Origin of the sequence: Streptomyces sp. AC555_RSS877 (genome assembly GCF_019049245.1) — a bacterium.
GTDB lineage: Bacteria > Actinomycetota > Actinomycetes > Streptomycetales > Streptomycetaceae > Streptomyces.
Genome location: NZ_JAGMUK010000182.1, coordinates 112,976 through 122,017, shown reverse-complemented (window position 1 = coordinate 122,017; position 9,042 = coordinate 112,976). Strand labels below are relative to the sequence as shown.

The following is a 9,042-nucleotide window of genomic DNA, read 5'->3' as shown; positions in this document are numbered from 1 at the left end:
CGACGTTGAGGTCCTCGACCACGATCGTGCCGTACTCGGCGGTCACGGCGGTGGTGAGCTTGTGCAGGGCGTCTCCGCGGAGGTCCGCCACGCGGTGGTGGACCTTGTTGCGGGCGGCGTTGGCCTTCTCCCACCGCTTCGACGCCTTGCGTCCGGTGCGCCGGTCGGGGCCCTGGCGTCGGGAGACGACGCGGGAGGCTCGGCGCAGCTGCTTGCGCGCCCGGTCGTAGTGCCCGGGGTTGGCGACGGTGCGGATCGCGCCCGTGCTGTCGGTCATCACCGCGAGGGTCTTCACCCCGAGGTCGATGCCGACCGCTGTGTCCGGGCGGGCGACGCGTTCGAGGTCTCGCTTGACCTCGGCCTGGAAGGAGACGAACCAGCGTCCGCGTTCGTGCCGGACCGTCGCGGACAGGATCCGTGCCGTTCCGGACTGGACGCGGGTCAGGAGCTTGACGGTGGGTTCGTGGACGCGGATTGTTCCGAGCCGGGGCAGCGTGACGTGCCGGCCGCCTGCCTCGACGCGGATCGTGCCGGTGGTGAACCGGCAGGCCAGACGCGCCTTCCGCTTGGCCTTGAACCGTGGCGCACCCATCCGGGCGCCCTTGCGCTTGCCGTTCTTGGACTTCGCGTAGTTGTCGAACGCGGCGGCGGCGCCTGCCAGGCCAGTGTTGTACGCCTCCTTGGAGTTCTCCTCCCACCAGCTCGCGAACCTGGGGTCGGTGTGTTTGGCGGCGTTGAACGCCTTCCGTAGCGACGGCAGCGACCACGGCCGCCAATCCGTCAGCGACTCCTCGGGAATACCGTAGGTCTCCTCGGCCTTGCGCTGCCACCACGACGCCGTGACCCAGCCGACGGCCCAGTTGTACGCGGCCCTGGCCGCGCCACAGTGCGAACGGAGCGCGTGCTCCTGGGCGGCGTTCGGGTCCAGAGCTAACCGGAACGCCTGCACCACAAACCCGGGCCGCGGCTGGAACTTCTTCACTCGGCGGCCTTTCCGGTCGCCACGGCCACCGCACGGGCGGCCCGGTTCTTCGCCGCCCGCCGCCCGTACAGACGCGCACACATCGACGTGAGCACCTCGGTGATGTCCCGCACCAGGTCATCGGCGGTCTCGGCGGGGTCAAGGACGACCAGGCGCCGCCCGGACGCGGACAGTACTGCCTCCAGGTGCTCGACGCCGAACCGGGCCAGCCGGTCACGGTGCTCCACCACGATCACTGCCGCCTGCGGGTCGGACAGCACCCGGTGCAGCTTGCGCCGACGTCCGTTCAGCCCCGAGCCGACCTCGGTCACCACCTCCGCGACCGGCAGGCCGAGACCAGTCGCCCCCTGGACCACGCGGGCCACCTGCCGGTCAAGGTCCGGCTTCTGGTCCGCCGACGAGACCCGGCAGTACGCCACGACCCGGCCGGACGTCTCTGCGGCGGGCTCGTCGACCAGCCATGTCCCGGATGGCGTCTGGCGCACCGGGACCGGCATACGGCCCTCTTTCGCCCACGCCCACGCGGTCTGGTAATGCACACCGTTGCGTGCCGCCCACTCGGAAAGCTTCACCCGATCAAGATAACAGATAAGAAACGCTGAGATTCACTGATGAATCGCGCAACAGCTGTCAGCCCCCTCCGTTGCAGAGCCGCCACTCGGCAAGTCGCGACGACACCCAAGGTGCTCTGCGTAGTGCCTCCGTGGCATCCGGACACGGAGACTCCGCAAAAACCCGATAGGCGGACGAGGTGACCACTGCTACATTTCCGAAGGCCGTGCGAGAGATCGAGGAGGTGGTACCTGTGAACGCAGTATCGACATGGGTGCTCCCCTCCGGGGTCACGGTCGGGCGATAGACAGGTCGTCCGGGAGCGCCGTTCCAGTGCACTCCCGAAAGGCACGACCATGCAGTTCACTTCTGAGCAGCGTCTCGATGACGTCGTCCTCGAACGCGAATTCACCCTCGACGAGATCCCCGGCATCTTGTGGACACCGGCATCTGCATCCGCATCCGCACCGGTGCCGCTGATCCTGCTCGGCCACCCTCCCCTAGGGCTGCGCAAGATGTACCCCCGACTGGTGGCCCGGGCCCGGCACTCCGCGGCGGAGGGCTTCGCCACGGCCACCATCGAGCTCCCCGGAAGCGGCGATCGGCCCCGTTGGCCCGCCGCCGAGCAGGCCCGCGCCGACCTGCGCCGGGCGATGGAGGTCGGCGAGCCGGTCAGCGACGAGATCGTCGACGCCCTCATCCTCCCGCTTGTCGACAAGGCGGTCCCGGAATGGCAGGCCGCCCTGGACGTCCTCCTGTCGCTACCCGAGATCGGCGGTCCGGTGGGGTACTCGGGGGGAGTGATCTCCATCGGCATCCGGCTGGCGGTGGTCGAGCCGCGCGTCGTGGCCGCCGGTCTCTTCGCCGGGAGTTTCGTGCCTCGCGCCATGTTCGAGGAGGCCCGCCGGGTCACTATCCCACTGCACGTCCTGCTGCAGTGGGACGACGAAGGGAACGACCGGCAGGCGGCCCTGGACCTGTTCGACGCTTTCAGCTCCAAAGAGAAGTCCCTGCACGCCAACATGGGCGGGCACACCGGCGTCCCACAGTTCGCGGGAGACGCCGCGGCCCAGTTCTTCACCCGACATCTGAAGTGAGGCCGGGCCGTCAGACCGGCCACGGACGGTCGCTGATGTCGGTCGGCATGCCGTTCATCGGGGCCTTCCTTGTGGATGCCTTCCACCAGATGTTCCGATGCTGTCTTTTGCCTTTACGCGGGGACCGCGGCGAGGTCGTGTTCGTCGCCCAGCGCCGCGAGGTGGCGTTCGGCGTCCAGGGCGGCTTGGCAGCCGCTGGCGGCGGTGATGGCCTGGCGGTAGGTGTGGTCGACGGCGTCGCCGGCGGCGAAGACGCCGGGGATGTTGGTACGGGTCGAGGGCGCGTCGACTGCCAGGTATCCCTGTTCGTCCAGGTCCAGTTGGCCGGTGAACAGTTCGGTGCGAGGGTCGTGGCCGATCGCGATGAACAGGCCTGTCACGTCGAGGTCGCGGGTGGTGCCGGTGAACACCTCGCGCAGCACCACCCCGGCGAGCTTGCCGTCCGCTTCCTTGATCTCGGCGATCTCGGCGATCTCGCTGTCGAAGGCGAAGGCGAAGGCGAAGGCGAAGGCGATCTTGTCGTCGGCGAAGGCGCGGTTCTGCATGGCCTGGGAGGCGCGCAGAGTGGAGCGGCGGTGCACGACGGTCACGGAGCGGGCGAAGCGGGTGAGGAAGGTGGCCTCCTCCATGGCGGTGTCGCCGCCGCCGACCACGACGATGTCGCGGTCGCGGAAGAAAAAGCCGTCGCAGGTCGCGCACCAGGACACGCCCCGGCCGGCGGTTCGTCTTCCTTGGGCAGGCCCAGCTTGCGGTACCCGGAGCCGGTGGCGACGATGACGGCCTTGGCCCGGTGCACAGTGCCGGCGGTGTCGGTGACGGTCTTGATGTCGCCGGTCAGGTCGACTGCGACGATGTCGTCGTCGACCATCTCGGCTCCAAAGCGCATCGCCTGGGCCCGCATGTTCTCCATGAGGACCGGGCCGTCGATGCCTTCGGGGAAGCCGGGAAAGTTCTCGACCCCGGTCGTCGTGGTCAGCGCGCCGCCGACGAAGATCGCGCCGCCGAAGACGAGCGGCTTGAGTTCGGCGCGGGCGGTGTACAGGGCGGCGGTGTATCCGGCGGGACCGGAGCCGATGATGACGACGTCCCGCACGCCGTCGGCGGTCGTACCGCTCACGCCTCCTGCTTGGCGTCGATCTCGGCGATCAGGGCCTCGATGCGGGTCTTGATCTCGTCACGGATCGGGCGCACCGACTCGACACCCTTGCCGGCCGGGTCCTCGAGGGCCCAGTCGAGGTACTTCTTGCCGGGGAAGATCGGGCAGGCGTCGCCGCAGCCCATGGTGATGACGTAGTCGGATGCCTGGACGGCCTCGGTGGTGAGGATCTTCGGCTTGGCGTCGGCGATGTCGACGCCGACCTCGCTCATCGCCTCGACGGCGGCCGGGTTGACCTGGTCGCCCGGCATCGAACCGGCGGAGCGGACCTCGATCCGGTCGCCCGCGAGGTGGTCGAGGAATCCGGCGGCCATCTGTGAGCGGCCGGCGTTGTGGACGCAGACGAAGAGCACGGAGGCGAGCGGGGCGGTGGACATGGGTTCTTCCTTCAGGATCAGCAGGCGGTTCAGGCGGGCAGGGAGGCCAGAAGTTCGGTGATGTGGGTGTCGATCGCGTCCCGGATGCGGCGGACGGCGGCGAGCGGGGCGCCGTCGGGGTCGGCGACGGGCCAGTCAAGGTAGCGGCGGCCGGGCACGATCGGACAGGCGTCGCCGCAGCCCATGGTGATGACGATGTCGGCGACCCGCACGATCTCATCGGTCAGCGGCTTGGGGAACGCCCCGGCGGCGTCGGCGTCGGCGCCGGCCTCGGTGAGGACCTGCGCAATGAACGGCTCCACCCCGGCTGCGGGGTGCGTGCCGGCGGAGGACACGGTGACCCGGCCTGCGGCGCGGCGGGTGAGGAGGGCGGCGGCGAGCTGTGAGCGGCCCGCGTTGTGGCTGCAGACGAACAGCACGCGCGGCAGGCCGCTGCCGGGGCCGCCCTGGACGTGCGCGAGAGCGTCAAGGCGCTCGGCGGTGAAGCGTTCGGCCAGTACGACCAGGTGTGTGCGCACCTGCGCGGTGGAGGCCAGGAGGCTGTAGGAGTCGGTGAGCAGCGCCTGGACGGTCTCGGCGGAGAAGCGGCCGGTGTGCCGGGTGGCGAGGCGGGCGGCTCCGGCGGCCAGGCGCTGGTCGGGCAGGAGGGGTGGGGAGGAGGCGGACACGGGAACTCCTTCGACGCGCCCAATACGTCATCCCGCGCTGGTATCAGCGCGTGGTGATGTGACAGTATCAGTGCATGCTGACTTCAGTCGATCCTGATGTAATCCGGGTGTTGGGTGATCCGCTCCGCCTGAAGATCGTGACTCTGCTGGCGCGCGAGACGCTCTGCATGACGCACCTGGTTGAGGAGACCGGAGCCAAGCAGACCAACCTGTCCAACCACATGAAGGTGCTGCGCGAGGCCGGGCTGGTGGACACCGAGCCGTGCGGCCGGTTCACCTACTTCAAGCTCAAGCCCGACGTGCTTGCCGGGCTGTCCGAGCGGTTCGCCGCGCTGGCCGCCTCCGCCCGTACCGCTGCCGAGAACAAGAGGGCCTGCCCGTGACCTCCACCGAGCCCACCGCCGCGTCGACAGACGCTGGTGGGGACGACTCGATCGTCAAGAAGCTCTCCACTCTCGACCGCTACCTCGCGGTGTGGATCCTGCTCGCCATGGCCGTTGGCCTGGGCCTGGGGCGCCTCATCCCGGGGATGAACGACGCGCTGGCGAAGATCGAGATCGGCGGGATCTCCCTGCCGATCGCGCTCGGCCTGCTGATCATGATGTATCCGGTGCTGGCCAAGGTCCGCTACGACAAGCTGGATTCCGTCACCGGCGACAAGAAGCTGATGGTCTCCTCGCTGGTCATCAACTGGATCGTCGGCCCCGCGGTCATGTTCGCGCTGGCGTGGATCTTCCTGCCGGACCTGCCCGAGTACCGCACCGGCCTGATCATCGTCGGCCTCGCCCGCTGCATCGCCATGGTCATCATCTGGAACGACCTCGCCTGCGGCGACCGCGAGGCGGCCGCTGTCCTGGTCGCTCTCAACTCGGTGTTCCAGGTGATCGCGTTCGGCCTGCTGGGCTGGCTCTACCTGGACCTGCTGCCGGGCTGGCTGGGCCTGGGGGACGGCGAGCGCCTGGACTTCTCCATGTGGGAGATCGCCCTGAACGTCGTCATCTTCCTCGGCATCCCGCTCCTGGCCGGGTTCCTCACCCGCCGCATCGGTGAGCAGAAGATGGGCCGCGAGTCCTACGAGGCGAAGTTCCTGCCCAAGATCGGGCCGTGGGCTCTGTACGGGCTGCTGTTCACGATCGTCATCCTCTTCGCCCTGCAGGGGAAGACGATCACCTCGCAGCCGCTGGACGTCGTACGGATCGCGCTGCCGCTGCTGGTGTACTTCGCGGTCATGTTCTTCGGCACCTTCCTCCTCGGCAAGGGCCTCGGGCTGGCCTACGACCGCACGGCGACGCTGGCGTTCACCGCGGCGGGCAACAACTTCGAGCTGGCCATCGCGGTCGCCATCGCCACCTTCGGCGTCACGTCCGGCCAGGCCCTGTCCGGTGTCGTCGGACCGCTCATCGAAGTCCCGGTGCTGATCGGCCTGGTCTACGTGGCGCTCGCCTGGCGCAGGAAGTTCACCGCGTCCGCACTGACCACGGCGGGGGAAGCCCGCTGATGCATTGCCTCGACTGCCGCACGCAGGCAGCCACCCACACGGCCATCGGGATCTGCCACGACTGCGGCGCCGCCGTCGAGGAACATGCCTGTATGGCCGTGATCGAGGACCGCCGTGGACCGATGCTCAGCACTCCGTACCAGCCTCCGGTCCGTACGGTGCGGTGCGCCATGTGCGCGACAGCGCGGGCCGCATGACGCAGCATGCCGACGTAGTGGTGATCGGCGGCGGCCAAGCGGGGCTCGCCGCCGGCTACCACCTGCGCCGCAACAAGCTCGACTTCGTTATCCTCGACGCTCAGAGCGCGCCGGGCGGCGCCTGGCGGCACACCTGGGACTCCCTGCACCTGTTCTCCCCGGCGGCCTTCTCCTCACTGCCTGGCCGGCTCATGCCCGCCCAGGCAGGCCAGGAGTACCCGGACGCCACTCACGTGGTGGACTACCTGGCCGACTACGAGCAGCGCTACGACCTGCCCGTGCAGCGCCCGGTGCGGGTGAGCGCGGTGCGGCCCGACGGCGGGTGGCTGCGGGTGGAGGCAGACGCGGGCGTCTGGACGGCAGGGGCAGTCGTGTCGGCGACCGGCACCTGGTGGCGTCCGTTCCTGCCCGCCGTCCCCGGTCGGGAGGTGTTCGCCGGCCGCCAGCTGCACACCACCGGCTACCGGCGTCCGGCCGACTTCGCCGGCCAGCGGGTCGTCGTGGTCGGTGGAGGGAACTCCGGCGCCCAGATCGCTGCCGACCTCACTGCCTCGGACGGCGTCGACCTGACGTGGGTCACTCAGCGCCCGCCCCGCTACCTTGCCGACGACATCGACGGCCGGGCCCTGTTCGACGCTGCGACCGCCCGCCGCCGCGCCCTCGATGAAGGCGCGGCCGACACCGGCGGTGTTGCCTCGCTCGGCGACATCGTCGCCGTGCCGCCGGTCCGCTCCGCCCGGGACGCCGGACTGCTGAAGGCCCAGCCGATGTTCGAGCGCCTCACCAGCGGCGGGGTGGTGTGGGCCGATGGCACGTCGGCCCGCGCGGACGTGGTGATCTGGTGCACGGGCTTTCGGCCCGCCCTGTCCCACCTGGCCCCGCTGGGCCTGCGCGGGACACGCGGGCACATCGCCACCGAGGGCACGCGCGCCGTCGGCGAGCCGCGGCTGCACTTGCTCGGCTACGGCGACTGGACCGGACCCGCTTCGGCCACTCTGATCGGAGTCGGACGCCCCGCCCGAGAGGCCGCTGCCGAGATTGCGGCTCTCTTGTCCTGACCGGGACGTCGGCCTATCCGGCCTGGCGGCGCAGCCGGGACACGACATGGTCGGCGTCCCGGCCGACCCCGCGCAGGGTCTTGGAGGAGAAGATGCGCTGGAACTCCATGCCGACGAAGCCCAGGCCGGGCATGGCCGTGGCGATGCCGCCTCGGTGCAGGGGCCGGCCGTCGGCGTCCAGGGCGCCGCTGCCGCTCAGGTAGGGGAAGACGGGCCGGTAGTCAGTCGCGAGGACGACCGCGTCGACCGTCTCCTTCGTGCCGTCGGGCCCACACGACGCCATCAGGCGTGAAGCGGGTGGACATCTCGCGCTGGTCGACGCCGTGTTCGTGCAGGGCGGTGCGGTAGCGGCCGTCGTCCAGGACCGAGACCGGGGCCTTCTCCAGCAGGCACCGGATCGGGGCGACGTCCAGGCCCGTGTACTTGAGCCACCAGTGGAGGTCCTTGCCGAGCGGGCGCTGTGTCATCCAGCCGATCGGGCGCCGGGTGGCCAGCGTGGTGTCGGCCACGGCTCCGAGTTCGGCGGCGATCTGGATCGCGGAGTTGCCGCCGCCGGCCACCACGACCCGCTGCCCGGCGAACGCAGCTGGGCTGCGGTAGCCGGCGGCGTGCAGGACCCGCCCGGCGAACTCCGCCCGCCCGGGCAGGTCGGGGATGTACGGGGCGCGGTAGTCGCCGGTCGCGGCGATGAGCGCCCGCGCGTGGAATTCCCGGCCCTCCTCGGCGCGTACCGACCAGGCGCCGCTCTGTCGGGTGACCGAGGCGACGGTCGTGGAGGGGTGGATCTCCGCGGTGAGCCGGCGGGCGTAGGCGCGCAGGTAGTCCACCACCTCGTCCCGCGTCGGGTAGCGGTCACCGTCGCCGGGGAAACGCATCCCGGGCAGCGAGGAGTACCGGGCCGGGGAGAACAGGGTGAGGCTGTCGTAGTAGCGCGGCCACGCTCCGCAGGGCACCTCATCGGCCTCCAGGACCAGGGCGTGGGCGAAGCCGTGGCGCGGGGTGAGGGTGGCGGTGGCCAGGCCGGACTGCCCGGTGCCGATGACGAGGAGGTCGGCATGTTCCATGAGATCGTAGACCTTCCATGAGTCGTTGTTTCGGGAAGTGACGACATGTTGGGTGGGAAACGGTGACGGCAGCCGGCGATGATGACGGGTTCGCGGTGGATACCGCGACGGCCGACTTCCTCAAAGCCCTGGCCAGCGAGACCCGGCAGAAGGTGATGCAGCAGTTCGCCGGCGGCACCGAACTGACGGTGGGCGAGATAGCCGATCGGTGTGCACTGAAGCCGTCGACCGCCTCAGAACACCTCAGCCTGCTGCGCCGCGGCGGCCTGGTCCTCTCCCGCAAAGAGGGCAAGCAGGTCTTCTACCGCGCCGACGGCGCGAGCATGGCCGCCCGGCTGGGTGCACTGCAGGAGTACCTGGCGCGGTGCTGCCCGCCGGACTGCGCCTGACCGG

Annotated in this window: 11 protein-coding genes and 1 pseudogene; 5 read left to right on the top strand and 7 right to left on the bottom strand. The window is 70.0% G+C overall.

The genetic code is table 11. The features are described from left to right. Together tnpB and KUM49_RS39950 are read right to left on the bottom strand one after the other, a co-directional pair. Nucleotides 1-982: IS607 family element RNA-guided endonuclease TnpB (gene tnpB / locus KUM49_RS39955; protein WP_217241826.1), on the bottom strand; the 982-nt coding region annotated here is incomplete at its 3' end. Beyond that, complete coding sequence (locus KUM49_RS39950; RefSeq protein ID WP_217241825.1) at nt 979-1,554, bottom strand: IS607 family transposase; 576 nt, start codon at nt 1,552-1,554, stop codon at nt 979-981. The genes KUM49_RS39950 and tnpB, both read right to left, overlap by 4 nt. Nucleotides 1,555-1,890: 336 nt before the next feature. Between KUM49_RS39950 and KUM49_RS39945 the strand changes: the two genes are divergently transcribed. Continuing rightward, nucleotides 1,891-2,631 carry an alpha/beta hydrolase gene (locus tag KUM49_RS39945; RefSeq protein WP_217241824.1) on the top strand — a complete coding sequence of 247 codons (741 nt, stop codon included), beginning with the start codon at nt 1,891-1,893 and terminating at the stop codon, nt 2,629-2,631. 113 nt (nt 2,632-2,744) lie between these two features. Here KUM49_RS39945 and trxB read toward each other — a convergent pair. The 3 genes and pseudogenes from trxB to KUM49_RS39930 form a co-directional block, all read right to left on the bottom strand. Beyond that, nucleotides 2,745-3,748, bottom strand: a pseudogene (trxB, locus tag KUM49_RS39940) (thioredoxin-disulfide reductase). Beyond that, nucleotides 3,745-4,164, bottom strand: coding sequence for an arsenate reductase ArsC (locus tag KUM49_RS39935; protein WP_217241823.1), 420 nt, complete (start codon nt 4,162-4,164; stop codon nt 3,745-3,747). The pseudogene trxB and the gene KUM49_RS39935 overlap by 4 nt, the downstream one beginning before the upstream one ends. A 29-nt stretch (nt 4,165-4,193) precedes the next feature. Further along, the gene (locus KUM49_RS39930) at nt 4,194-4,832 is read right to left on the bottom strand and encodes a low molecular weight phosphatase family protein (RefSeq protein WP_217241822.1); all 639 of its coding nucleotides are present in this window, start codon (nt 4,830-4,832) and stop codon (nt 4,194-4,196) included. A gap of 74 nt (nt 4,833-4,906) precedes the next feature. On the opposite strand from KUM49_RS39930, the gene KUM49_RS39925 reads away from it, so the two are divergent. From KUM49_RS39925 to KUM49_RS39915, 3 genes are all read left to right on the top strand, one after another. Then, nucleotides 4,907-5,215, top strand: coding sequence for a helix-turn-helix transcriptional regulator (locus KUM49_RS39925; protein ID WP_217241821.1), 309 nt, complete (start codon nt 4,907-4,909; stop codon nt 5,213-5,215). Further along, nucleotides 5,212-6,330, top strand: coding sequence for an ACR3 family arsenite efflux transporter (gene arsB, locus KUM49_RS39920; protein WP_217241820.1), 1,119 nt, complete (start codon nt 5,212-5,214; stop codon nt 6,328-6,330). Before KUM49_RS39925 ends, arsB begins: the two co-directional genes overlap by 4 nt. 193 nt (nt 6,331-6,523) lie before the next feature. Beyond that, a complete protein-coding gene (locus tag KUM49_RS39915; RefSeq protein WP_217241819.1) occupies nt 6,524-7,585 on the top strand; it encodes an ArsO family NAD(P)H-dependent flavin-containing monooxygenase in 1,062 nt (353 codons plus the stop codon). 13 nt (nt 7,586-7,598) lie between these two features. Here KUM49_RS39915 and KUM49_RS50460 read toward each other — a convergent pair whose 3' ends face one another. Both KUM49_RS50460 and KUM49_RS39910 read right to left on the bottom strand, forming a co-directional pair. Further along, nucleotides 7,599-7,868 (bottom strand): hypothetical protein, encoded by a 270-nt coding sequence (locus KUM49_RS50460; protein ID WP_308406965.1) that lies wholly within the window; start codon nt 7,866-7,868, stop codon nt 7,599-7,601. After that, the gene (locus tag KUM49_RS39910; protein WP_308406964.1) at nt 7,807-8,649 is read right to left on the bottom strand and encodes an NAD(P)-binding domain-containing protein; all 843 of its coding nucleotides are present in this window, start codon (nt 8,647-8,649) and stop codon (nt 7,807-7,809) included. The genes KUM49_RS50460 and KUM49_RS39910 overlap by 62 nt, the downstream gene beginning before the upstream one ends. A 62-nt stretch (nt 8,650-8,711) precedes the next feature. Between KUM49_RS39910 and KUM49_RS39905 the strand changes: the two genes are divergently transcribed. Continuing rightward, entirely contained in the window at nt 8,712-9,038 is a 327-nt protein-coding gene (locus tag KUM49_RS39905) for a metalloregulator ArsR/SmtB family transcription factor (protein WP_308406963.1), read from the top strand. The last annotated feature ends 4 nt before the right edge of the window (nt 9,039-9,042 follow it).